20 protein-coding genes and 10 tRNA genes are annotated in these 25,320 nt (G+C 46.0%); 27 read left to right on the forward strand and 3 right to left on the reverse strand.

Going from position 1 to position 25,320, the window contains the following annotated elements; genetic code table 11:
* Window positions 1–33: 33 nt before the first annotated feature.
* The 18 genes from MMB75_RS00005 (at window position 34) to yajC (ending at window position 9,081) form a co-directional block, all read left to right on the forward strand.
* Window positions 34–125: transfer RNA gene (locus MMB75_RS00005), tRNA-Ser, on the forward strand.
* A 16-nt stretch (window positions 126–141) separates the two neighbouring features.
* Window positions 142–213: transfer RNA gene (locus MMB75_RS00010), tRNA-Glu, on the forward strand.
* A 9-nt stretch (window positions 214–222) separates the two neighbouring features.
* Window positions 223–298, forward strand: a tRNA-Val gene (locus MMB75_RS00015).
* A 30-nt stretch (window positions 299–328) separates the two neighbouring features.
* A tRNA-Met gene (locus tag MMB75_RS00020) sits at window positions 329–405 on the forward strand.
* Between the two features lie 26 nt (window positions 406–431).
* Window positions 432–508: transfer RNA gene (locus MMB75_RS00025), tRNA-Asp, on the forward strand.
* Between the two features lie 28 nt (window positions 509–536).
* Window positions 537–612, forward strand: a tRNA-Lys gene (locus tag MMB75_RS00030).
* 35 nt (window positions 613–647) lie between these two features.
* A tRNA-Gly gene (locus MMB75_RS00035) sits at window positions 648–722 on the forward strand.
* A 5-nt stretch (window positions 723–727) separates the two neighbouring features.
* Window positions 728–804 (forward strand) — tRNA-Arg (locus MMB75_RS00040).
* A gap of 12 nt (window positions 805–816) precedes the next feature.
* Window positions 817–896, forward strand: a tRNA-Leu gene (locus MMB75_RS00045).
* Between the two features lie 7 nt (window positions 897–903).
* Window positions 904–977, forward strand: a tRNA-Pro gene (locus MMB75_RS00050).
* A 113-nt stretch (window positions 978–1,090) separates the two neighbouring features.
* The gene (locus MMB75_RS00055; protein ID WP_016819145.1) at window positions 1,091–1,792 is read left to right on the forward strand and encodes a BofC C-terminal domain-containing protein; all 702 of its coding nucleotides are present in this window, start codon (window positions 1,091–1,093) and stop codon (window positions 1,790–1,792) included.
* Between the two features lie 230 nt (window positions 1,793–2,022).
* The gene (ruvC, locus tag MMB75_RS00060; protein WP_016819144.1) at window positions 2,023–2,526 is read left to right on the forward strand and encodes a crossover junction endodeoxyribonuclease RuvC; all 504 of its coding nucleotides are present in this window, start codon (window positions 2,023–2,025) and stop codon (window positions 2,524–2,526) included.
* Window positions 2,523–3,137, forward strand: coding sequence for a Holliday junction branch migration protein RuvA (ruvA, locus tag MMB75_RS00065; protein WP_016819143.1), 615 nt, complete (start codon window positions 2,523–2,525; stop codon window positions 3,135–3,137). Before ruvC ends, ruvA begins: the two co-directional genes overlap by 4 nt.
* Before the next feature lie 50 nt (window positions 3,138–3,187).
* Window positions 3,188–4,195, forward strand: coding sequence for a Holliday junction branch migration DNA helicase RuvB (gene ruvB, locus MMB75_RS00070; RefSeq protein ID WP_045244249.1), 1,008 nt, complete (start codon window positions 3,188–3,190; stop codon window positions 4,193–4,195).
* Between the two features lie 225 nt (window positions 4,196–4,420).
* Window positions 4,421–6,514: a SpoIID/LytB domain-containing protein gene (locus MMB75_RS00075; protein WP_045244250.1), complete on the forward strand. Its 2,094-nt coding sequence runs from the start codon at window positions 4,421–4,423 to the stop codon at window positions 6,512–6,514.
* A 7-nt stretch (window positions 6,515–6,521) separates the two neighbouring features.
* On the forward strand, window positions 6,522–7,550 hold the full coding sequence (queA, locus tag MMB75_RS00080) for a tRNA preQ1(34) S-adenosylmethionine ribosyltransferase-isomerase QueA (RefSeq protein ID WP_044787288.1): 1,029 nt from the start codon (window positions 6,522–6,524) through the stop codon (window positions 7,548–7,550).
* Window positions 7,551–7,570: 20 nt separating this feature from the next.
* Window positions 7,571–8,710 (forward strand): tRNA guanosine(34) transglycosylase Tgt, encoded by a 1,140-nt coding sequence (tgt, locus tag MMB75_RS00085; protein ID WP_019688330.1) that lies wholly within the window; start codon window positions 7,571–7,573, stop codon window positions 8,708–8,710.
* A 35-nt stretch (window positions 8,711–8,745) separates the two neighbouring features.
* Entirely contained in the window at window positions 8,746–9,081 is a 336-nt protein-coding gene (gene yajC / locus MMB75_RS00090) for a preprotein translocase subunit YajC (protein ID WP_016819138.1), read from the forward strand.
* A 69-nt stretch (window positions 9,082–9,150) separates the two neighbouring features.
* On the opposite strand, the gene MMB75_RS00095 is transcribed toward yajC, so the two are convergent.
* On the reverse strand, window positions 9,151–9,540 hold the full coding sequence (locus MMB75_RS00095) for a TIGR04086 family membrane protein (protein WP_016819137.1): 390 nt from the start codon (window positions 9,538–9,540) through the stop codon (window positions 9,151–9,153).
* Between the two features lie 205 nt (window positions 9,541–9,745).
* Between MMB75_RS00095 and MMB75_RS00100 the strand changes: the two genes are divergently transcribed.
* Window positions 9,746–10,522 (forward strand): YetF domain-containing protein, encoded by a 777-nt coding sequence (locus tag MMB75_RS00100; RefSeq protein WP_016819136.1) that lies wholly within the window; start codon window positions 9,746–9,748, stop codon window positions 10,520–10,522.
* 7 nt (window positions 10,523–10,529) lie between these two features.
* Here the strand turns inward: MMB75_RS00100 and spoVB are convergent, their stop codons facing one another.
* Complete coding sequence (gene spoVB / locus MMB75_RS00105; protein ID WP_016819135.1) at window positions 10,530–12,101, reverse strand: stage V sporulation protein B; 1,572 nt, start codon at window positions 12,099–12,101, stop codon at window positions 10,530–10,532.
* Window positions 12,102–12,409: 308 nt separating this feature from the next.
* On the opposite strand from spoVB, the gene MMB75_RS00110 reads away from it, so the two are divergent.
* The 7 genes from MMB75_RS00110 (at window position 12,410) to MMB75_RS00140 (ending at window position 21,300) form a co-directional block, all read left to right on the forward strand.
* A complete protein-coding gene (locus tag MMB75_RS00110; RefSeq protein WP_013372642.1) occupies window positions 12,410–12,667 on the forward strand; it encodes a post-transcriptional regulator in 258 nt (85 codons plus the stop codon).
* Window positions 12,668–12,757: 90 nt separating this feature from the next.
* A complete protein-coding gene (gene secD, locus MMB75_RS00115) occupies window positions 12,758–14,014 on the forward strand; it encodes a protein translocase subunit SecD (protein WP_016819134.1) in 1,257 nt (418 codons plus the stop codon).
* Window positions 14,004–14,918, forward strand: a complete 915-nt coding sequence (gene secF / locus MMB75_RS00120; RefSeq protein ID WP_016819133.1) for a protein translocase subunit SecF — start codon at window positions 14,004–14,006, stop codon at window positions 14,916–14,918. The genes secD and secF overlap by 11 nt, the downstream gene beginning before the upstream one ends.
* Before the next feature lie 140 nt (window positions 14,919–15,058).
* Window positions 15,059–16,015, forward strand: coding sequence for a cation diffusion facilitator family transporter (locus MMB75_RS00125; protein WP_017427788.1), 957 nt, complete (start codon window positions 15,059–15,061; stop codon window positions 16,013–16,015).
* 33 nt (window positions 16,016–16,048) lie between these two features.
* The gene (recJ, locus tag MMB75_RS00130) at window positions 16,049–18,445 is read left to right on the forward strand and encodes a single-stranded-DNA-specific exonuclease RecJ (protein ID WP_277506630.1); all 2,397 of its coding nucleotides are present in this window, start codon (window positions 16,049–16,051) and stop codon (window positions 18,443–18,445) included.
* A 65-nt stretch (window positions 18,446–18,510) separates the two neighbouring features.
* Window positions 18,511–19,023 (forward strand): adenine phosphoribosyltransferase, encoded by a 513-nt coding sequence (locus MMB75_RS00135; protein WP_013372637.1) that lies wholly within the window; start codon window positions 18,511–18,513, stop codon window positions 19,021–19,023.
* 228 nt (window positions 19,024–19,251) lie between these two features.
* The gene (locus tag MMB75_RS00140) at window positions 19,252–21,300 is read left to right on the forward strand and encodes a methyl-accepting chemotaxis protein (protein WP_045244251.1); all 2,049 of its coding nucleotides are present in this window, start codon (window positions 19,252–19,254) and stop codon (window positions 21,298–21,300) included.
* A gap of 146 nt (window positions 21,301–21,446) precedes the next feature.
* Here MMB75_RS00140 and uraA read toward each other — a convergent pair whose 3' ends face one another.
* Window positions 21,447–22,757 (reverse strand): uracil permease, encoded by a 1,311-nt coding sequence (gene uraA / locus MMB75_RS00145; RefSeq protein WP_016819129.1) that lies wholly within the window; start codon window positions 22,755–22,757, stop codon window positions 21,447–21,449.
* Window positions 22,758–23,026: 269 nt separating this feature from the next.
* On the opposite strand from uraA, the gene MMB75_RS00150 reads away from it, so the two are divergent.
* Window positions 23,027–25,204, forward strand: coding sequence for a RelA/SpoT family protein (locus MMB75_RS00150; RefSeq protein ID WP_016819128.1), 2,178 nt, complete (start codon window positions 23,027–23,029; stop codon window positions 25,202–25,204).
* Window positions 25,205–25,320: the final 116 nt, after the last annotated feature.

Consider the following 25,320-nt stretch of genomic DNA (forward strand, 5'->3'; position numbering starts at 1 on the left):
TCACAGGTTCGAGTCCTGTTCGGGGAGCCATATGGAGAGGTGTCCGAGTTGGCCGAAGGAGCACGATTGGAAATCGTGTAGGCGCCAAAAGCGTCTCGAGGGTTCGAATCCCTCTCTCTCCGCCAGATTATTTTATAGCATGGCCCGTTGGTCAAGGGGTTAAGACACCTCCCTTTCACGGAGGTAACAGGGGTTCGAATCCCCTACGGGTCATAATAGTATGGAGGCTTAGCTCAGCTGGGAGAGCATCTGCCTTACAAGCAGAGGGTCGGGGGTTCGATCCCCTCAGCCTCCACCATTTGTTTTCAATAGATTTCCCTACTATTATCGCGGGGTGGAGCAGTTCGGTAGCTCGTCGGGCTCATAACCCGAAGGTCGCAGGTTCAAATCCTGCCCCCGCAACCAATTAACTTTTTAATGAGAATTATTATGGAACTGTGGTGTAGAGGCCTAACATGCCTGCCTGTCACGCAGGAGATCGCGGGTTCGAATCCCGTCAGTTCCGCCATTTTCACAAAGTTACATTACCCTGTTGGGAGCCATTAGCTCAGTTGGTAGAGCACCTGACTTTTAATCAGGGTGTCGAAGGTTCGAGTCCTTCATGGCTCACCATTCATGCACTTATACGTCATGAATATAATTGTATTGCGGACGTGGCTCAGCGGTAGAGCATCGCCTTGCCAAGGCGAGGGTCGCGGGTTCGATTCCCGTCGTCCGCTCCATATTTGCGCCCTTAGCTCAGCTGGATAGAGCGTTTGACTACGAATCAAAAGGCCGGGAGTTCGAATCTCTCAGGGCGCGCCATTAACTTCATAAGCCGGTGTGGCGGAATTGGCAGACGCGCGCGACTCAAAATCGTGAGGGAAACCGTGGAGGTTCGAGTCCTCTCACCGGCATCTATTTCGGGATGTAGCTCAGCTTGGTAGAGCACCTGGTTTGGGACCAGGGGGTCGCATGTTCAAATCGTGTCATCCCGATTCAAAAGAAAGTCGCTGGAAGCAGCGGCTTTTTTGTTTATGTTATTATCTTTTGTATAATTCAGTAATCTTTAGGTCACACTAACACAAAAAGTGGGACGGAAGGGATTACTGTGAAGCGATTAAGTTGGAAAAAACAGATGAAACGGCGCTGGAAACAGTGGAGAAGAGCAGTGTGGGCATGTACTATTTTTAGTGCGGCTTGTTTACTGGCAGGTTTGGGCGTTCTGTTTTCGAATCATATGCAGGCTATGCTGTCGCAACCACTGGCTACTCCCGTTATGGCAGAGGTGGAAATGAAGGAGTTATCATATAGCCCGACCGAAGACCGCTCCCCACAGATGCAGCTATTGCAAAGTATTCGTGCTTCGGGTATAAGCAGGAAGACCCGTTTGTTAACTACCTACGTATGTGGCACGGAGACCACTTCCTTGGGAACGTTAAGTTCAAAGCAGCTGGAAAATTTGCTGAAGCAACATCCCGATTGGAAGGGAAGGCTTAATACTAAAGGAGAAGTGTGGCTGGAGCGCAGAGTGGAAGATTTGTCGGAGTCATGCAAAGAGCGCGCATATATGGGCTTAAGCACTGATGGGCAGCTTACACTGTTTGAAGGGCTACCTAAAAAGGAAAAAGTAATTCGTACCTTTTTTCAATTGGATATAGGGTCCATGGAGACGGCCTTGCCGGAAGGGGTATATAAACAACTTCAGCAGGGAATCCGTGTACAGGATATAAATGAGTATAACAGTGTAATCTCCACTTTTAGTGATTTTGCAGTGGAGCGAACACAGAGGGTATTAAAGCAGCATTATTGATTACACCAAGTACGGAGACGTTAGGCTTTGCCCACGAGGTGAGGTTTGTAGCGTCTCTTTTTATGTTTTCACTCATGGTTAAACTTTTTCCTCTATTAGATACAAAGTTTTGTTATAATAAAAAGAACGACACATATGTTCGCTTTATATGGGATTTGGTCATGTATATTGACGATAGTGCTGGCTGTTGGTTAGTTACGTCATGTTTGAGCGATAGGGGAGAGATTTTTTTGCGTTTTCTAGGAATTGATCCGGGTATTGCCATTGTGGGCTTCGGATTTGTAGACAAGGTTGGTAGTAAGGTGGTTCCTGTGCAGTATGGCTGCATCCAGACGGAGGCACACACCCCCGAAGAAGACAGGCTGCTTCATGTATATGAAGGCATGTTGCAATTAATTGATAAGTATAAGCCGGATGCGGTAGCATTGGAGAAGCTCTTTTTTAATCGCAACGTTACAACGGCTATGTCCGTAAGTCAGGCACGTGGAGTGCTGGTATTAGCTGCCAAACAACGTAATTTGCCTATAGGGGAATACACGCCGATGCAGGTAAAGCAGGCTATTGTAGGGTATGGCAAGGCGGAGAAGAAGCAGGTACAGGAGATGGTTAGAATGTTTCTAAAGCTCCAGGCTGTGCCCAAACCGGATGATGTAGCGGATGCTTTGGCAGTGGCTATTTGTCATGCGCATTCCTATGGACTAAATTCAAAATTAAATGAGGTATTACGAAAATGATAGATTTCTTGCGTGGATCTGTAGCTCACTTGGAAAATGAATATGTCGTTTTGGATGTGCATGGTGTAGGGTATCGGGTATTTTGTCCCAATCCTTACGCGTTCGCCAAAACGGAAGGACCGGTGGTTATTTACACTCATCATCATGTAAGGGAAGATGCTATTTTACTGTTTGGGTTTGCAACCCGTGAGGAGCAGCAATTATTCCGTAAACTGATCGATGTATCTGGTATTGGACCGCGTGTGGCACTTGGGATTTTGGGAGGCGGTACGCCTGCTCATGTGGTGACGGCGATTTATCAGGAGAATATCACATTTCTCACCAAATTACCGGGAATTGGTAAAAAGACGGCACAACGTATGATTCTAGATTTGAAAGACAAGCTGGACGGTATTGGGGCGTTGGGAATGGCTACCGGATTGTTTGCGGAGCCTGTTGTAGAAGAAGGCCAAGGTTCGTATTGGAGTGAGGCGCGTGAAGCGCTTAAGGCGCTCGGTTACACGGATGCTGAACTAGATAAGGTATGGAGCAAAATGAAGAAAGATGCGAAACCTGATGATTCAGCTGATATTTTGATGAAACGGGCTTTGCAACTGTTGTTTGCCGGATAGGACGCTGATGTCCGTGGATAGGATTCTGGTAAAAAGAGGAGCGATGGAATATGGATGACCGGATTATTTCCGCCAATTTGATGATGGAAGACCAGACGGCGGAGTTAAGCCTTCGCCCCCGTTATCTAAATGAATATATCGGGCAAAATCAGGTTAAGGAAAATCTGAAAGTATATATTGAAGCAGCCAAGATGCGTAAAGAAGCATTGGACCATGTATTATTGTACGGACCGCCTGGATTGGGTAAAACCACGCTGGCTAACATTATCGCCAATGAGTTGGGGGTTAATTTACGTACGACTTCAGGCCCTGCAATTGAAAGACCAGGAGATTTGGCAGCATTGCTAACCAATCTTCAAGAGGGTGATGTTTTGTTCATTGATGAGATTCATCGCCTTCATCGTACAGTGGAAGAAGTTATGTATCCGGCGATGGAAGATTTTGCACTGGACATTATGATTGGCAAAGGTCCGAGTGCACGTTCGGTGCGTTTGGATTTGCCTCCCTTTACTCTTATAGGTGCTACTACACGCGCTGGGTTGCTCTCTGCGCCATTACGTGACCGGTTTGGCGTTATTAGTCGGTTAGAGTTTTATACGACAGACGAGCTGGCTTACATCGTGTCTAGGAATGCGGATATTATGGAAATTGAGATTGTCGGGGACGCGGCGGAGGAAATTGCATTGCGTTCACGGGGAACACCGCGGATTGCCAACCGACTGTTAAAAAGGGTACGTGATTTTGCCCAAGTGGCTGGAGACGGTATTATTCATTCAGAGTTGGCTGCTGAGGCACTAAGGAGACTTCAAATAGATCCACTCGGGCTGGATGAAATTGATCATAAAATGCTTAAGGCTATGATTCATTCATTCCGGGGCGGACCTGTAGGATTGGACACTATTGCTGCGACCATTGGCGAAGAGAGCCAGACGATTGAGGATGTGTACGAGCCTTATTTGTTACAAATTGGTCTTTTACAAAGAACACCTCGGGGACGAACAGTGACTCCGACGGCATATGCTCACCTTGGAATTCCAATGCCAATAGACCCACGGTGACTAGAAAACCATGGTGCACTTTTAAAAATCATTGAATGCTATTCGAAAGTATGACGATATGAAATGGATAGACAGATAAATTGAGGTAAGAAGTGTGTAAGTCCGATTCGAGCGGGTTCAAAATTTGGTTTATTCCACCGATGTATCTAAAGGGAAATACGCAGATCGAGATCCGATAAATCATGTAATAAAAGTGCTAGTCAGCTAGAATTGGGGGAGCTAGAAATGAGTGGAGAAACATTGAACCGAAAAAAAACTTTCGGAGCGTGGACAGGCGGCTTCAAACGAGCAGCAGTTATTATGGTATTAGCTACAGCTTGCATACCTTGGTCTTCGGGTGTTCACGCTGCTGCCGCCCAAGAAGATATTCGTGTAGTGATCTTTGCGGATCTAGGTAGCAAATATAAAGCGACAGTCCCCGCTGTAACTTTGAAATCATCAGGAAGCCTGAGTGTCGGCCAGAACAGTGGGGGCAGCTTTCAGGCTTGGATGGGACTGCCGGACAGTACGGCTCGTTTTAGTGTAGACAGCTATCGAGTGAAGGTACTTGAAGGAAATGAAGCGGCTGCGATAAAAGCGGCCCAAGCCCTGCAAAAGACTGATGATAAACCTACTGTTTTTATCGGCTCAAAAAACGGTAGCTCTGTCTATCAAGTGTATGCGGGATTATATGCTAGTGAACAGTCGGCACAGGCTGCTGTGCAGCGGATTTCCTCAGCAACCGGAGCACAGGCCGAAGTTAAGGGAAACAAACATTGGTCGACGGGAAGCTACGGAACCGAGCAGGAGGCTAATCTTGTTCGCACGACTATTGCTGCCGCAGGCTTTGATGCTTTTACAGTAATTCAATCAAGAGGCCAGTACGCTGTATGGGTTGGAGAAGAAAGTAATGACAGCAAGCTGTCGGCCTTGAAAACAGAGCTGGAGAGCAAGCAGCCCAGACTCACCCTTTCCAAGGTGAACACTACTCAAACTGGTCTGATTCTAAGACAGGAAGCAGGAGTAACGACAGGCTCACAGGCGATGTCTCATTACATGCTAAGTGGCTCTAATAACAGCAAGGTAATTGTCAACGGCGGTAATAATGGAATCCAAGTGGTCGAAAGATCACAGCGTACATATCGCGGCGACATGGAGATTGGCATGACGTCAGGACAGCTGGCGCTTGTAAATGAAGTCCCTTTGGAGCAGTATTTGTATTCCGTAGTAGGAGCAGAGGTCTATTCTTCATGGCCAGATGAAGCGCTCAAGGCTCAAGCGGTAGCTGCTCGCAGTTATGCGCTTGCCCAAGGCAATCGGTTTCAGATCGGCAATGTGGTAGATGGCACCCTAAGCCAAGCTTACAACGGTAAGAGCTCAGAACATGCGAATGTCAATGAGGCTGTAGATGCAACAGCTGGTGAAGTTATTAAGAGTGGCGGCAAAGTGGTCGAAGCTGTATTCTCTTCTAATGCGGGCGGTGTGACAGCAGATGCTTCCGAGGTGTGGAATAGTGGTGGTGAAGCGTTTGCGAGCGTGGACAGCTCGGGAGATACTTCGGCACAAAAAGGAGCACAAGAGTGGTATCACGTACTTCTCTCCAGTGGCAAGACAGGCTATATTCGCGAGGATAATGCTAAGGAGCTGGAGGGAGTCACAGAAGCAGGGTTAGACAAAATAACCGTCACTGCGGAAAATACAAATGTGCGTCCTATTCCCCAAATCCAATCAACGGTTACACCCGTAGCAAAGGCGCAGCCGGGCGAAGAGATGATTGTTTTGGAAAAGGTGCCTCAGTCCGGAGACTATGCATGGGTTAGAGGTCCCTTTACAGCAGCTCAAATTGCTAAGTCCTTGCAAGGAAAAATAACTGGCACGGTACCATCCTCTATTAATCACCTTGATGTCACCAAACGAGGTCCGTCAGGGCGAGTATTGGAGGTTGAAGCAGATGGCACTCCTTTAAAAGTGAAATATCCGGACATGTATCGCTCAGCGATGGGGGGACTGCCGAGCACATTGTTTGATATTGCGAGTACCGGCAGTTATACTGTATTAGGCGCTGATGGAGCTACTACTCATGTAAGCGGCACACAAGGCACCCAAATTCTGTCTGCATCTGGCACCAGCACTTCAAGTGGTAACGGGGTAGTCGTCATGAATGAAGATCGCCATGCACGAGTCATCGACAAAACGCAAAGCTTTATTTTTACAGGTAAAGGGAATGGTCATGGCTTGGGCTTATCACAATGGGGGGCCAACGGTTTGGCAGAGCAGGGGTATGATTACAAGAAAATTTTGCAACACTATTACAAAAATGTGGATATAGTTAAGGACTGACCAATATATGAACGTAAACGACTACGATTTTGAACTACCTGAAACATTAATTGCACAGACGCCTTTGCTTGAGCGGACCGCTTCTAGATTACTGACGTTAGACAAAAACAACGGCGAAGTGGGACATCATACATTTTCGGATATTGTGCAGTATCTTCAGCCAGGGGATACGCTGGTTCTGAATGATACCAGGGTAATTCCTGCACGTTTGTTTGGCATCAAGCAAGACACTGGGGCTAAGGCCGAGGTTCTGCTGCTTAAACAACTGGAGGGAGACCGATGGGAAGCATTGGTGAAACCCGGCAAAAAGCTGAAAAAGGGAGCTGTTATTGTTTTCGGTGATGAGCTGAAGGCAGTTATTGAGGAAGAAGGAGATATGGGCGGAAGGGTACTTTCATTTTCATATGATGGTATTTTTCAGGAGATTCTGGATCGCTTGGGGCAGATGCCGCTTCCTCCGTATATCAAGGAACAGCTGGATGATCGTGAGCGGTATCAAACCGTTTATGCTCGGCACGAAGGTTCTGCTGCGGCACCAACGGCAGGGTTACATTTTACAGAAGAATTACTGGACCAAATTAAAGAGAAGGGCGTTACGGTTGCCTTTATCACACTTCATGTCGGTTTAGGGACGTTCAGACCGATGTCGGTGGATACGATTGAAGAACATGTTATGCATGAAGAATACTATTCATTGTCACAGGAAACGGCAGATGTACTCAATGCAACCAAGGCACGCGGTGGGAGAGTCGTGGCAGTGGGAACAACAAGTTGCCGAACGCTGGAGACGGTGGGCAATAACTTCGTAGATGGTGTGCTACAGGCCAGCAGTGGCTGGACACAGATTTTTATTTATCCAGGCTATGAATTCCGTGTGGTGGATGCAATGATTACGAATTTCCATTTGCCTAAGTCCACCTTGGTTATGCTGGTCAGCGCACTAGCTGGCAGAGAGAATATTATGCATGCTTACCAGGAGGCGATTGACCAAAAATATCGGTTCTTTAGCTTCGGGGACGCTATGTTCATTTATTAATTAAGGATGGTAGAGAAAATATGGCACCAGCAATAAGATACGAACATATTAAGACCTGCAAGCAATCAGGAGCACGTCTGGGGCGTGTACACACCCCCCACGGAGTTATTGAGACTCCAACCTTTATGCCTGTGGGAACTCAAGCAACTGTTAAAACGATGAGCCCTGAGGAACTGAAAGCGATGGATGCTCAAATTATTTTGAGTAATACGTACCATCTGTTTCTTCGTCCTGGTCATGATATTGTCCGTGAAGCGGGCGGACTGCACAAGTTTATGAATTGGGATCGTCCTATTTTAACAGACAGCGGCGGATTCCAAGTGTTTTCCTTAAGTGAAATGCGTAAAATTTCAGAGGAAGGTGTTCATTTTCGCTCTCATTTAAATGGAGATAAGAAGTTTCTTTCTCCGGAAGTGGCGATGGAAGTCCAAAACTCACTTGGCTCGGATATTATGATGGCCTTCGATGAATGTCCACCGTTTCCGGCTGAGTATGAATACGTGAAAAAGTCACTGGAACGTACCAGCCGTTGGGCTGAGCGTTGTTTGGAGGCACATGCGCGTCCTCATGATCAAGGTCTGTTCGCCATTGTACAAGGAGGCATGCATGAAGATCTGCGTAAGCAAAGTGCGGCAGATTTGACTTCCATGGATTTCCCGGGGTATGCTATTGGTGGACTGAGTGTAGGTGAACCTAAGCATTTGATGTATGAAGTGCTCGATTATACGGTTCCTCTGCTTCCTACCAACAAACCACGTTATCTGATGGGCGTAGGTTCGCCGGATGCTTTGATTGAAGGCTCCATTCGTGGTGTGGATATGTTCGACTGTGTACTTCCAACCCGAATTGCTCGCAATGGGACAACGATGACAAGTCAAGGACGTCTTGTCGTTCGGAATGCGAATTATGCAAGCGATTTTGGCCCGCTTGATCCGGCTTGTGATTGCTACACTTGTCGCAATTATTCACGTGCTTACTTGCGACATTTAATTAAAGCAGATGAAACCTTCGGGCTCCGACTGACAACGTATCATAACTTGCATTTCTTAATACAATTGATGCGTAATGTCAGACAAGCGATTATGGATGACAGGCTGCTTGATTTCCGCGATGAATTTTTTGAGCAGTACGGTCTTCATGATAATGATAAAGGCTTTTAAGTTTTAGGGGAGAGTATACGAAAGGGGGATTTAATGTGTTTCATTTTGCTACAGCTGCGGCTGCACCTGGTGGAGCTGGCGGACTTTTTCAAATGATCTGGCCACTGGCTCTGATGTTTGTAATCTTCTATTTCTTGCTGATTCGTCCGAATCAGAAAAAACAAAAGCAGCGTCAATCGATGCTTCAAGCTTTGAAAAAGGGAGATAAAGTAATTACAATCGGAGGTCTTCACGGTACAATTGTGGAGATTACGGACGATGTGGTTGTTTTGCGTGTGAATGATGTGACAAAGCTGACCTTTGACCGCAGTGCAATTAGTAATGCGATTGCAAAAGACACTGCAACTGAGGAAGTTGTTTCTAAATCGTAATATGCGATTGTAATGCAAAAACCGAGCCTTAGAGGAGGCTCGGTTTTTTTGTGTTGCATACATGTCGACTTACTTGCTGAAGTTAATGCCAAACATCCCGCCACCTGCTCCTATGACAAACGCGATTCCTAAGTGCATTAGGTCTTTACCGTTCATGCCTGCATCCAATGCCAAAAAACCGACTAGAAGAACGATTAGTCCATACAGAATGCCTGTAATACCGCCTTGATACCAGCCTTTGTTCGTGGATCTTTTACCGGCGACGAAGCCGCCAGATAGCATGGCGAATGCGTGGACGATGTACGTATACAATGATAAATCCTGTTCTTGCATCTGTGTCATCCACAAGAGTATTGAAAGAATCAATGCGCCAAACAGCATCCATGCAAAGGCATAAAATAAGCCGGATAAAATGGGATGGGCCAGACGAAACGAACACCAGCGGCGAATGAGCTCCATGGATAATTCCTCCTGTACCAAGGTTTGAACTATTATCATTCTATGGCCAAGCTTCCCGGGTTAGTACCAAGTCGTAAGCAGTCTTTCTCTTTATTTCAATAATTTAGCCTTTTGTTTTTTGTATGAGCCAAGTGAGGAACGGTCAGAATACGTGTACAATGAACGGCTAATGTCTTGTCGCAAGTACAGGAGAGGAGGCGAACTATTGAGTCACGATATTTTTGCTCATATTTTTCGGACGCTGCTCATGTATTTTATTGTATATCTGGTGATGCGCTTGATGGGTAAAAGGGAGATCGGAAAACTGTCTGTTTTCGATCTCGTCATATCCATTATGATTGCGGAAATTGCTGTGTTCAGCCTGGAGGATATAAAACGTCCACTTTATGAAGGGTTGATTCCTTTAGGAGTGCTGTTAATTTTGCAAATCGGGATTTCCTATTTCAGTCTGAAAAGTCGGCGTCTGCGCTTACTATTTGATGGTAGGCCCAGTGTATTGTTCTCCAATGGACAACTAAACAAGGACGAAATGGCGAAGCAGCGTTATAACTTAGATGACTTGCTGTTACAACTTCGTGAACAAAATATAGAAAGTTTGGACGAGGTTGAATATGTCATTCTGGAAACAACAGGTAAACTCACGGTGATTAGCAAGGATATTTACGATGGCGCTAAACGCGAAAAAATAAAGCAGGAACAAAGCGAGAATGATTTGATAAGCAAAGAGCACCAGGAAAATAGAGTCCACCCTTCTCCACAAATCGGTGGAAAGTTTAGATATGAGGGACTGCCGATTCCATTAATTATGGATGGCAAGGTGCTGGATCGAAATTTGGAACGGATGGATATGAACCGTTTTTGGCTTAAAAATCAGATTCAAGCGAAGGGACACAAAGATTTTAAGGATGTTTTCTTATGCTCGGTCAACCATAGAGGGGATGTATATATTACACCGCCGGTCTATGGAGAATCTTCAGATTAAGCTTTTTTTATGCTTTAAACCATCTTCTCAGGATTGGAATGCGTGTGAGGTTGTCCCAGTCGATCATTTTGATCAAGGTCATCAGGAAAAGGTACAGAATAATTCCCAAGCCTGCGGCAAAAATAAACTGGAGCCACATTTGATCGAAAATCGTTAAATGTCTGTAGGTATATAATACCGCTGCCGCCATAATGATCATGCCTATCCCGGTTTTCCAGAAGTCAAGTAAACGTACACGAAAGCGAAGCAGTCTGCTGACACTGAAGCCATGTAGGAGGGTAACGATAGCACTGTTAATACAGATGGCGATGACAGCTCCGTAGATACCGTACTGAGGCTGGGAAGCAAGCCATACAATCAGCCCAATTTTGATAATGGCTCCGACAAAGGTGTTCAATAAGGCGCTTCCAGGACGGTCTAACGCCTGAAGTGCTGCCTGAAGCGGGGCCTGAATGTACATAAAAAGTGCAAAGGGCGCCATGAGTTTAAGCATGCCCGCAATATCGCCATTATTGTAGAGCAGCAGACACAGCGGCTCTGCTAATACATACATAATTACGGCAAATGGCGCTCCTGCGACTAAAGCAAGACGAAGCGATTGATGCAAACGTTTGTGAATGGCGGTAATATGCCCTTTTGCTGCTGCTTCGGATAACGAAGGCACGAGTGAAACAGCCAGCGAACTGGTAAGGGCTCCAGGTAGTAATAACACAGGAATAACCATGCCTTGCATGGCTCCATATTGTGCAGTTGCCACGCCAGTTGCAATGCCTGCTACGGCGAGGCTACGCATGCATAAGATAGATTCGAGCAAATAAGATAAGGAACCGACAAGCCTTCCAGCAGTAACGGGAACGGAAATCGACATAAGACGTGACAAAACGGATGATTGCTCGGTATGAACTTCTGAAGGTAAAGGCGCCTTCGGTTGAAGAATGTGATCTTTTCGCTGGTTCCAGGCGTATTGCCACAGCAGCACAACCATGCCAATGAATTCACCCGCCAAAGCACCAAGCATTGCACCCGCAGCAGCGTAGGCTACCCCATGGGGAAGTAACAAGTAAGCAAACCAAATGACGCAAAAAATGCGCATGACGGTTTCCGCAATGGAGGAGCTTGCGGAAGGGATCATATTTTGTTTTCCTTGAAAATAGCCCCTATAAGCTGAGGAAACAGCAACAATGACAATCATTGGGCTCATACTCACGAATGTATAATACACACGGCTGTCGGTCAGGAGATGGCTTGTGATCCAAGGTGCAAACACAAGACAGATTGCCATGGCGATCAGGCTGAGTGTAATGGTGAAGCGCAAGCTAGTGTGCAAAATACGCCGCGACATTTCGGGTTGCCCCGCCGTCTCAGCTTCAGCTACAAGCTTGGCTACCGCAAGAGGGATGCCGCCGGTAATAAGAGTCACTAGTACAATAAAAAAGGGATACCCCTGCTGGTACAAGCCGACTCCTTCGGGGCCGATGATACGCGGGAGTGCGATTCGGGGAATAAAACCCAGTAGCCGATTGATGATTCCCGCTGCCAATAAAATAATTGCTCCATGAATGAATGTCTGCTTTTTCAATCGCAACTCCCTCTTCCCCAAAATGAAATTCTGCGTCTATGTGTTTCTTTAGAAGATATGCTGAACCTGTCCATGTTCATGACAAGCTTTTCAGCTTAGAAACAAGGTGATCCAGACTACAAGAGGGAGAGTGGTGAATTCTGCTATTGACGAGCGAAATGAATGCATATATTGTTGATTTACGGCTATTTTTCGATGAAAAGAAGGGTTTTCCAAGATCAGGACAGAAATGTTCTATAAAGCAGTCAATAACCCCGCTAATTGCTGATCTGCGGAACCGATAGTCGCTGGGAGGAGGAACGACCATCGTGGGTATGGAAGAGCTGGATGAGCAGGATTGGGATGACGCAATTGAGATACTCTGTCAAAGTAAGGCAGACGAGCTGATCCTTGTAGGTTATGAACATGTCACCAGTAAGGACGTGTGGAATTGCGTCAGCCATAAATATGAAAAGGAGGGTATTCCTCCACTGCACAAGCTCGTTAACGATATACTTTCCCTTAAAGCGACGAGCTTTATGAACTATTTGACGATGTCCGCATTACGGGGCTCCACTTTCGAATAGAAGGGGGTCTTTTTTTGCGTTCAAATTGACTGCTTTTTGAGGGGTAGCTATAATAGGAATATTGAGAATGAAAGGGGAACATGGGACGGAATGAAAAGAATTCTAAGTTTCATCGTGGTCGTGCTCATAACTACTGGTGTTATGGTCGGGACAAGCCCGGGCCTACTAAAAAGTTTAAAACTAGGCCTCGATTTAAAGGGAGGCTTTGAAATTTTATATGAAGCCCAGCCTTTGGAAGCCGGGCAGCGTGTAACCAGCCAGTCTCTGATACAAACAGCACAAAGCTTGGAGAGACGTATTAATGCGCTTGGTACGACTGAGCCGGAAGTAACAACTGAGGGGAGCAATCGTATTCGCGTGCGGCTTGCTGGTGTCTCTAATGAGGCGGAAGTCCGCTCCATGCTGAAAAAACCCGCAGAGTTAACCTTCCGTAGTGCAACGGCAGCAGATGCTAAAAAGCCGGGTCAATACAGCAAAATTGAGCTCCGCGGTAATGATTTTGTGGAGAATGGTGCAGTGGTAGGCTATGATCAGCTGAACAAGCCTGAGATTAGTATCAAAGTAAAAGACAAAGCTAAATTTGCAGAAATCACAAAGCGACTTATGAATAAAGAGTTGGCTATTTTCCTGGATGATGAATTACTGTCTGCACCTACAGTGCGTAGTGAATTGACGGATGGCAGTGCTTCGATTACAGGTAGCTACACACGTGATGAGGCGAACAAGCTAGCAGATACGATCAACCTGGGTGCTCTTCCGCTTAAACTGACGGAAAAATATTCTCAGAGTGTAGGGGCTACACTGGGTCAGCTGTCACTGGATCAGACGATCCGTGCTGGTTTGATCGGCTCGGTCATCATTCTGATCTTTATGATTGCAATGTTCCGTGTACCGGGACTGATAGCTAGCTTCTGTCTCATCGTTCATACCTGGCTGGTGCTTGCGATTTTTTATTTGGGCGGTTTCGTGCTCACACTTCCGGGTATCGCAGCCTTCGTACTCGGGATCGGGATGGCGGTGGATGCCAATATCATTACGTATGAACGGATTAAAGAAGAAATCAAGTCAGGCAAAACGATTCGTTCTTCTGTCATTGCAGGCAGTAAGGCATCGTTCCGTACTGTTATGGATGCCAATATTACGACAATTATAGCGGCAGCCGTCATGTTTGGTCTGGGTACAGGCTCCGTTCGAGGATTCGCTCTCGTGCTCATCGTTGATATTGTCGTGAGTATTTTGACAAATATCTTCTTCTCGCGCTTCTTGCTCAATCTGCTGGTTAAAGCAGATGCTGTGAAGAAGGCCAAGTATTTTGGTGTGAAGGAGAGTGATATCAGTGCGCTTTAATTGGGACTATAAATATGTCAAGATGAGCAAGTGGTTTTACACGTTCTCGATTATTATCACATTGCTTGGTATTTTGAGCTTATCGATATTTGGTTTGAATTACGGGGTTGATTTCCGTTCCGGTTCCAACGTGGATGTTAATTTGACTAAGACAGTTACACAAGAACAGATTCAAGCTTTGCTGAACAAGAACGGGATCGGCAAAGAGGTGGATTATACACCAGGTAAAGAGCGTTTCGGCATTCGTTTTTCACAGGTATTGACGGATCAGCAAGTGAATGAATTCAAAACCTCTTTTAACAAAGAGCTTGATCCGAAAGCATCATTTGAGGTCAATACGGTGGATACGGAAATGGCGCAAGAGCTGGAGCGAAATGCAATCTGGGCGATTTTGCTGGCCTCTGTGGCTATTGCTATCTACATTTCGATCCGGTTTGAATGGCGTTTTGCGGTTGCTGCGATTGTTTCGCTGCTGCATGATGCGTTTCTCGTCATTAGTATATTCTCGATTTTCCGGCTTGAGGTGGATTTGACCTTTATTACGGCTATTCTGACGATTGTCGGTTTCTCCATTAATGACACCGTCGTTATTTTTGACCGTATTCGGGAAAATCTGCGATTTGCAAAGAAAAAGTCCAGAACCGACTTGGAGCAAGTCGTCGATCACAGTATTGCACAGACAATGACGCGTTCACTCGCAACTGTGTTTACAGTGTTTATTGCCTCCGTCTGCCTATTCATTTTTGGCGGCGAGTCCATTCGGATGTTCTCGCTTGCGATGGTTATCGGTTTGCTGTTCGGTGCTTACTCTTCCATCTTCATTGCCAGCCCGCTGTGGGTAGCTTTGAAGGGAAAACAAAAGACGCCAACAACTGGTGGAGCAGCCAAAACTGCAAAGTCTTAAGTTACGCAAATACCAGTAGTATAAATTAAAGAGAAAGCCGCGTCTGCTTGGGCGCGGTTTTCTAAGGTTTTAAGAATTCGGTTATATTGGATTGGAGCTTTATCGGGAAATGGTTAGTTCAGGATTGAGGGGGAAACGTTGTGAATAGCGAACGCAGCCGATCATTAGAAACTGCGGCGTTGAGCGGAATTGTAGGGAATCTCGCGCTGGCTGTTCTAAAGGGAACCGTCGGTTATGCAGCAAACAGCAAGGCGTTGATGGGGGATGCACTGCACACGGCTGCGGATAGTGCTTCCCGTTTGCAGGAGATGCTGTTTTCCAAGGGTGGTGCAGATCACGGAATGCTGGCGCGGTTGCGGAACGGTGAAAAAGTTCGGACGGTTATATCTGTGGTGCTGGCTATTTTAGTGCTGATGAGCGGACTTCAACTAGCTATTTCTGCTATTCGTTCATTAAGCAGTTCGGAACCGCAAGCTCCCGGTTTGTACGCATTAATTACCGTGTTTATTGCTTTGGTGTTGAGAGAAGCGTTGTTTCAGTTTCAATATCGCTACTCGATTAAACACGGCCATAAAGCGGAAGCGGATCGGTACGCTAACCATGAACGGTACTCGCTATATGCATCGCTGATTGCATTGATCGGCATGATCGGTGCAATGACTGGCGAGGCAATGGAATGGCCTGCATTATTATATCTTGATCCAACTGCAGCTTTGCTGGTAGCCTGTCTGGTGCTGCGTAAAGGATATCTAATGGTAATGAATACCGCATACCAGGTGCCTGCACAGCCCTTGCAGGAGGAAGACTCCCAGCGCTTTATGGAGACGATTCAACGGGTATATGGTATTGTAACGGTTGAACACTTACATGCTCAGGAAACGGGTCATTTCATAACAGTGGATGTGACGATAAGTGTTAACCCGCGGATTACGGTGCAGGAGGCGCAGGAAATTGCTGATCGAGCCAAAAATTTACTGTTAGCCCGTTTTCCACAGGTAACTCATGTACAAATGCAGTTCATTTCTTACCAAGCCGGGTATCCTTATAAATCCAATCATGAACTGCCAGATAATGATGCGTCGTCCTTGCTTCAATAAGGCAGGCCGACTATGAAAGAAAGGTGAATAGGATTGCTTCATTCGCAGTACAGATGGAAGACCCCGGAGGTTAACCTGGAAGCGGCTCAACCGTTAACAGAAGAGCTGGGGATTTCACCATTGTTGTCCCGGCTTTTAGTGAACCGGGGCGTCACTACGGCCGGGGAAGCAAACCGCTTTTTGTACGGAAGTGTGGACGATGTACACGACCCATTTCTGCTTCTTGGCATGAAAGAGGCCGTGCCGAGAATTCGCCAGGCTCTGGAGCGCGGCGAGCATATATTAATCTATGGCGATTATGATGCGGACGGTGTATCCAGTACATCATTGATGATTCAGCTTATGCGTTTTCTGAAGGCATCTTATGATATTTACATTCCCCATCGTTCTAATGAGGGATATGGTCTGCATAACCATGCTCTGGATTGGGCACATCAGCAGGGAGTGACGCTGGTCATTACAGTGGATACGGGAATTAGTGCAGTAGAGCAAATTGCTTATGCGACTTCCTTAGGAATTGATGTGATTGTGACTGACCATCATGAGCCGCCTGCTGTGCTTCCCGAGGCTTATACTTTGATCAATCCGAAGCTTCCGGATTGTCCCTACCCGTTTAAAGGCCTTGCAGGCGTTGGTGTTGCCCTGAAGCTGGCTCAGGCGCTGTTGAGTGAAGTACCCGAGGAATGGTTTGAAATCGCCGCTATTGGTACGGTAGCTGATTTGATGCCACTACATGGTGAGAATCGGACGATAGTACGTAGAGGGATTCAATCGATGAGACACACTGCATTCCCAGGGATTCGGGCGTTGCTTCATGTAGCGGGTGTGGAGATATCCACAGTGACTTCGGTCAACATCGCATTTGCATTGGCTCCGCGGATTAATGCGAGCGGGCGTCTGGATCATGCGGGACGAGCAGTTTCCCTGCTGACGACAGAAATAGAGGAGGAAGCAGACCAGCTTGCGCATGCGCTGGATCTGCTCAATCGTGAGCGCCAACAAGTGGTCGAACACATAGTGGAGCAAGCCGAGCAGCAATTAGCATCCAAACTAAATGAAGGCAAGCTTCCATCTGTGATTGTTTTGGCTGGTGAGGGCTGGAATGTTGGTGTCGTCGGAATTGTGGCATCCAAGCTATTGGATCGGTATTATCGTCCGACCATTATTCTGGGCATAGATGCGGAGACAGGCATGTGCAAAGGCTCTGCTCGTTCTATTCCTGCATTGGATATATACAGTGCTCTTACAGATTGCCATGAGCTCATGGAGCATTTTGGTGGACATCCTTCGGCAGCGGGGATGACGCTGTCCCGTGACAATCTGGAATTATTCGAAGAACGGCTTAACTGCTATGCAGGTTCCATTTTGACACCGGAGGATTTTATCCCTATAGCTGAGGCTGATATGGTCTGTCGTCTGGATGAGGTGTCTTTACAAGTGGTTGAAGAACTGGAATTACTTCAGCCTTTTGGGATGGGAAATCCTTCTCCACGATTCATATTACAGGGGCTTCAATTGCGCGAGGCTCGTAAAATGGGACGTGAGAAAAACCATGTGAAGCTACTATTGGAGCAGAATGGTTTATCGTTGGATGCGATTGCCTTCCGACGTGGCGATTTGGCTGATTTTTTACAGCAGCAAACGGACATAGATCTGTTGGGCGAGTTATCAATTAACGAGTGGAACGGTAAACGTTCACTTCAGCTGATGATGCAGGATATTCGTGTGCAGGCTCCGCAAATTTTTGATTATCGTGGAGTATCGGACCCACTTGCCGAACTGGAGCGAGGGCTGAGGATCTTCCATCCAAGCTTAGAGGAACGAAAGAATGATGTTGCGGTGTTGATCCATCCGTCATCCCGGCTTCGGACATCGAGCTCCGTGGGCGCTGAATCCTTATGGTTATACGATAAAGATGGCAGCGTTACTCCTAGTGATGGTCGAAAAGATACACAGCACTCTGTGAAGTCGCTGTTCGTACTGGAGCCGCCAGATACACCCGAGCAGTTTCATGCATTATGGTCTACCTTTGAGAATGTAGAGAACGTGTTTCTTCTTCATTCGATCAGTGAGCGTGGCGGCCGGCTCGTGAGCCCCGATAGGGAGCTGTTTAAGCGTATTTACATTGTGCTTTCTCGAATGGGAACACAGCTAATTGATGAAAAAGCAATGCTACCTGCTCTTAGCAGGCAGTGCTCGTGTTCAGTGCGCATGTTATCCAAAGTATTGGACATCTTCGAGGATCTTGAATTTTTGACTCGTACAGATGGTCAATTTCGTTTTGTATCCAATCCGCCCAAGCGGGATTTAACTGCTTCTCCGCGCTATCAGGAATTGTACAATATGGCTGAGATGGAGCGGTATTTACTGGATGCGGACACCACCCAGATGACGAGCTGGATCATGTCGCTTATGAAAGGTGCGTCTTGAGATATTACCTTGCAGTTTTGTAAAATGTATATACTAATTAGAAGTTTACAGTAGGAGGAACTAAGTTGGACTACAAAGAATATATTCGGGTAATTTCCGATTTTCCACAACCAGGGATTAGTTTTAAGGACATTACGACCCTAATGAAAAATGGTGAACTGTATCGCAAGGCGATCAACGATATGAAGGAACTGGTATCTGATTTAAAAATTGATTTGATTGCAGGTCCGGAAGCACGTGGATTCGTTGTTGGTGCACCTCTGGCTTATGCGCTTGGTGTTGGTTTTATTCCCATCCGTAAGAGTGGCAAGCTGCCTGGAGAAACCATTGAGGAAGCATACGGTTTGGAATATGGTAAGGATACTCTGGCTATGCATAAGGATGCGATTGAGCCGGGGCAAAATGTTCTGATTGCTGATGATCTGCTTGCTACAGGCGGAACCATCGCTACGTCCGTTAACTTGGTACGCCAACTTGGTGGCAATGTGGCAGGGGCTGCCTTTCTTATCGAGCTGTCTGACCTCAACGGACGGGCGAAGCTGCCTGACGTAGATGTATTCACCCTAATTAAGTACTAAGTGTTTAGAAACCGGGGTTTCCCGGGAAATATTTATACATGGATTACCTAAATAGTCCGATGGAACATCTCTTTATCTAAAGAGTTGCTCCATCGGACTATTTTTTGATTGTAATTAAATTGAATTATCTTATTGTAACAAATTACCACGGGGTTTATTGGAAAATAGTTATAAAAAAATAAAATAAATGTCGATAAAAGTGTAAAAAGAAACAGAGGTGGATATACATTGGGTATATTTCAATTTAAGAGTTTACAAGCACGGACACTTTCTACCTTGGTTCCGTTAGTACTTATAACGCTGATTTTAATCAACTTTTTGTCTTATTTTTTTGCCAAACAGAAGCTGGATACGGAAATAAGCCAAAATGCTACTCATTCCTTGTCGAGGGCTCAAGCAGATATTGCAGCTAACGTAGATCGTCATGCTTTGCTTGTTTCGATGCTGACTAAGAGTGCGGAACAACTGGGAACAGAAATGAACATTGAGGGCTATGGACGACTCTTTGAACAAGAGCTGACATTAAATGATATGACTTACGGGTTAGGGATTTATTTTGCTAAAGATGCGTATGACCCAGGAGTGACATACCGTTCAATATATGTGCATAGAGACGGCGAGCTAGTCAAGCAATCGACTGAATATGACGATCCGCAATATGACTATTTAACGCAGCCTTGGTATACAGAAGCCGTGGAACGTGGTAAAGACATAAATTTCACAGAGCCTTTTTACGATAGCAAGCTGAACATCAATATGATTACGGCAGGGAAAGCATTTTACGACAGGGAGGGGAAACTATTAGGTGTCATTACAGGCGACCTAAACATGACGAGTATCCAGACGTATATTGAAAAAATGAAGTTTGGTACTCAAGGTAGTGCGATCTTAGTGGATAAGAATGGAGCCATTCTGTCATCCGGTCTTCAGTCCTTAAAAGCAGGCGAGCCGTTAAAAAACACGATGAATGCGGAAGCAGCACAATCTATTCAAAGTGGTATGTCTAGACAACTATCCGTACCCATTGATAATGAGGATTACCGGATAATGTACGAAACACTCCCACAAACCGGATGGAAAATCGGTGTATTACTGCCAGAATCGGATTTGAATCGCTCTGCGAATGAAATGCTTAAACTTCTGCTGATTGTTAGTGTTATAGGTATTTTACTAATTATAGGAGCGGTATTGATTAACAATTCAGGCATGATCAAAGAGATTAAAAAAATTAGGCAGATGACCAATCGTATGGCACTTGGTGATTATACCGTTGAATTACCACATCATCGTAAAGATGAATTTGGCCAAATGGCTGATGGGATCAATAAGGTGATTGTTGCAACCAGAGGAATGGCATCACGCTTGAGCGAAGAGTCAGGTGTAATCTCAGGTGTATCTTTAAAAATATCTCAGGAGATTTCCGGAGCGACTAAAGATGCGCACCATAATGCAGGAGAACTGGCGCAGGTAAAGGAAGGGGCAGAGCTTCAGTTGACCGCAGCAGCAGAAAGTGCGACTGCGATGGAAGAAATGGCTGTTGGCATACAGCGTATTGCTGAATCTATACAGCATGTATCCGAGGCTACCACTGAAATTGAACAAAAGGCCCAACAAGGAAATGAACGGTTAAACGTGGTCAGCCAAGGAATGCATAAAGCGAAAATGTCTATGGATGAGGCAGGCAGGGTAGTAAGCTCGTTAAATGAGCGGTCCGCTCAAATTGGCAGCATTATTGGAATGATTCAGGATATTAGTGGGCAGACCAAGTTGCTGTCGCTGAATGCTTCCATTGAAGCCGCTCGTGCTGGGGAGCATGGCCGAGGGTTCGCTGTAGTGGCTTCAGAAATCGGAAAGCTGGCCGTAAACGTAAGCGAGTCTGCGGAGCAAATTACAAATCGAATTCGAGCCATGCAGGAAGAAACCAAATTCGCTTTGGAAGGAATGCAGCAGGGGGCTCTGGAGATGGATGAAGGCGTATCTATTTTACGTGAGGTGGAAGAACGTTTTATTGCGATGAATCAAGATATTCAGCAGGTGGCGATAGAAGTGCAGGAGGTCTCATCTGCCTCTGAAGAAATGTCGGCAGGCTCAGAAGAAGTTGCTGCATCTATTGGTTATCTTGCAAATATTGCGAAAGCTTCAGCTGAACGTACAGGCCAAGTCTCGGAACGATCCGAACGGCAGTTAAAGGATCTGGGAGGTCTGGACAGTTCCGCCAAGTCACTTACAGGTGTTTCCGATACGCTTAATCAGGTCGTATCCCGTTTTCGTGTGTGATATCTTATTTTAAAAATAAATAAAAAAGCCGTGCATAAAAAGACGCCGTTCCAGGTAAGAAGGATACTTACACGCTTGTCTATACAGCCTGAGCGTGTTCATCCATAACTAACATGGAGCGGCGTTTTAAAATTGAAAAGTAGATATTAATCTGGTGTTTTTTCAGTTAAAGGTTCCTGCGTTTTATCATTCGACCAGCCGAGCACATCAACCAGCTTGAAGAACAAACTCAGAATAATACCGATGATTGTCGCCAGGGCCATACCTTTCAAGGTGACCGCACCCCAAGTGAGCGTAGTACCGCTGATTCCGACCACAAGCACGATGGTAGCGAGCAGCATGTTAGTTGGCTTGGCGAAATCAACTTTTTGCTCGACGAAGATTCTAAGACCAGAGGCAGCGATCACACCGAATAATAGTAAGGATACGCCACCCATAACTGGAGACGGAATATTAGAAACAATCGCTGAGAACGTACCCGAGAAGGACAACAGAATGGCAATAACAGCCGCTCCGCCAATAACCCATACAGAGTACACTTTAGTTAATGCCATAACACCGATATTTTCACCATAAGTCGTATTAGGTGTAGAACCAACAAAACCGGAAATGATGGTAGAAATCCCGTTACCCAGCAAAGAGCGGTGGAGACCAGGATCTTTGGACAACTCACGTCCGACGATGTTGCTCGTCACTAGCAAGTGACCAATATGCTCTACGATGACGACCAGAGCAACCGGAAGAATCGTCAGCATAGCCGAAGCATTAAAGGTTGGAGTGGTAATTGCGGGATGAGCGAACAAAGGAGCGTCCGCAATAGCCTGCGTATTGACCATACCCATGAAATAAGCAAGCACATAGCCCACCACGATACCGATTAGAATATGAATGATTTTGGCAAATCCGCGAAACAACACCGCACCCAGAACAGTAACACCGAGCGTAACGAGGGAAAGGGTGATCGTTTTGGGATCTGGCGTCCAGGCTTTAGTAGGATCGGCATTAATAATGCCTGCCATGCCTGCAGCAACCGGAACCAGTTCCAGACCAATCAAGGCTACGATTGATCCCATGACAGCTGGTGGAAAAACGATGTCTAGCCAACGTGTCCCGGCGTATTTGATTACCAGTGCGACGAGACAGAAAATAATACCTGTAACGATGAAAGCACCCAGGGCCATTGCATAGCCATTGCTGCCAGGGTTACTTTTAAGCACAAGACTGACAGGAGCGATAAAAGCGAAGCTGGAGCCGAGATAGGCAGGGATTTTGCCACGGCAGATCCATATGTACAACAATGTTCCGATACCGTTCATGAGCAAAATCATGCCGGGATCGACGCCAAAAATATTGGGCACCAGCACGGTGCTGCCAAACATGGCAAACAAATGCTGTACGCTGAGCAGGATCCCAGGTCCTGCTGGAAGCTTTTCATTAACTTGAATTTCGCGTTGCAACGCAGTTCACTCCTTAGTTCTTTCAATTATTCTTATATACATTAATTACTTTTCGTAATTTTTTCAATATAATTCGTTTCATTTCGTCAACAATCCTGATTTTACTTAACCATGTGTGACAAAATAATGCGACAGTGCCAAACCTGTAATAGTTGACGTGTGGCGTGCTAAGCGTCATAATTGTAGGAAATCACTTTTAAAAGGGAACCTTTGCGCGACATTGATCGGCGGGTTCCATTTTGCATAGAAAGGACACGGAATAGAGCAGAATGGGGATAGAGCAATTACTTAAAAAGGCCGGGGCCTATACCAGAGAAGCAGATCTTATCCGCATCAGGGACGCCTATGATTTTGCCGAGCAGGCCCATTCCGGCCAGACTCGTAAGTCCGGTGAACCTTATATTCTGCATCCGCTTGCGGTTGCTGATATCGTCGTTAATATGCAGATGGATACCATCTCCATTATCGCCGCTCTTTTACATGACGTTGTGGAGGATACGACGGTGTCTTTGGCACAGATTCGCGAGCATTTTGGCGATACATGTGCGATGCTTGTCGATGGTTTGACGAAGCTGGAGCGTATCCAGTTCCGATCCAAGGAAGAACAGCAGAACGAAAATTATCGAAAAATGTTTATTGCCATGGCGCAGGACATTCGTGTCATCGTCATTAAGTTGGCAGATCGTCTGCACAACATGCGTACCCTGAAATATCAATCGGAAGAAAGCCAGCGTCGAATCGCTTATGAAACGTTGGAAATTTTCTGTCCGGTTGCAAACCGATTGGGTATTTCAGCGATTAAATGGGAAATGGAAGACATTGCTTTGCGCTATCTGAATCCTCAGCAGTATTACCGCATCGCTAATTTGATGCATAAGAAGCGGGCAGAGCGCGAGCAATTTATTGATAATGTCATACAGCGTATCAGAGAGAAGCTGGAAGAGATGGGGATTCAGGCTGATTTGTCTGGACGCCCTAAACATATTTACAGTGTGTTTAAAAAGATGACGACAAAAAACAAGCAATTCAATGAAATATACGATTTGCTTGCGATTCGAATTATTGTGGATAACATTAAAGACTGTTATGCCACATTGGGGATTATCCATACGTTGTGGAAACCGATGCCGGGGCGGTTTAAGGATTATATTGCCATGCCTAAGGCTAATATGTATCAGTCACTCCATACGACCGTAGTAGGTCCCAACGGAGAGCCTACAGAAGTACAAATTCGCACAGTGGATATGCATCGCACCGCTGAATTCGGGATTGCCGCCCATTGGGCCTATAAAGAAAACAACGGGGCAAATAACACAAACTTTGAGGACAAAATCACCTTTTTCCGAGAAATTCTGGAGCTGCAAAACGAGGCGAAGGATGCTTCGGAATTTGTGGAATCACTCAAAATGGACTTTTTCTCAGACCTTGTGTTTGTCTTTACTCCTAAGGGAGAAGTCATTGAGTTACCGGCTGGATCGGTTCCGCTGGACTTTGCTTTCCGTATCCATACAGAAGTTGGAAATCGAACGATTGGCTCTAAGGTAAATGGAAGAATTGTTCCTTTGGATTATCGTCTGAAAACTGGCGATATCGTGGAAATTATGACATCCAAGCACTCCTATGGACCTAGTCAGGACTGGCTTAAAATTGCTCAGTCCTCTCACGCGCGCAGTAAAATCAAGCAATGGTTCAAGAAAGAAAAGCGTGAGGAAAATGTAGAAAAAGGCCGCGAAAGTCTGGAACGTGAGCTAAGGAAGCGTGATATTGAGCCATCCGTGTGGATGAGCGAGGACAAACTTCAGGATGTGGCACAAAAGTTCTCTTTTAATGATTCTGAAGATATGCTGTCTGCGATTGGCTTTGGCGGTATAACCGCAGCGCAGGTTTGTACACGTTTGACAGAGAAGCTGCGCAAGGAACAAGAAGAGGCACGTCTAATTGAGCTGACGACCGAGGTTAAGGAGTACAAACCCCAGGGTGATCGGAAAAAAACACCGACCAACGGTGTCAGCGTCAGAGGCGTCGACAATTTGCTCGTTCGCTTTGCACGATGTTGTAATCCCGTACCGGGTGATGACATCATCGGCTACGTAACACGCGGGCGCGGCGTATCTGTTCACCGTACCGATTGCCCGAATATTCCTTCGGGTGTGGGCGAAGATCAGGCGCGTGTGATTGAAGTGGAGTGGGAAGAAGCAGCCGAGGTCAATTATAGTGTCGATATTGAGATTACAGGGCATGACCGCAATGGTTTATTGAACGAGGTGCTCCAGGCCATTTCTGAGAATAAAACTAGCTTCTCGGCCGTGACAGGACGTACAGATAAAAATAAAATGGCAATGATTCACATTACAATTCTTATTCGTAACACGGATCATTTGCATTCTGTTGTCGAACGGATCAAACGGGTGAAGGATGTATACACCGTGCATCGGATTATGCAATAAACTTGTTAAGCATACACGCAGGTTTATATAGCCTATGTAATACATCTTGGGTACAAAGACTCATAGGTGGCTGAAAGAGCCGTGGTACGACTGTAAGCACCTTGTAAGGGGAAGAG

Origin of the sequence: Paenibacillus sp. P2(2022) (assembly GCF_029522175.1) — a bacterium.
Classification (GTDB): Bacteria; Bacillota; Bacilli; order Paenibacillales; family Paenibacillaceae; genus Paenibacillus; species Paenibacillus polymyxa.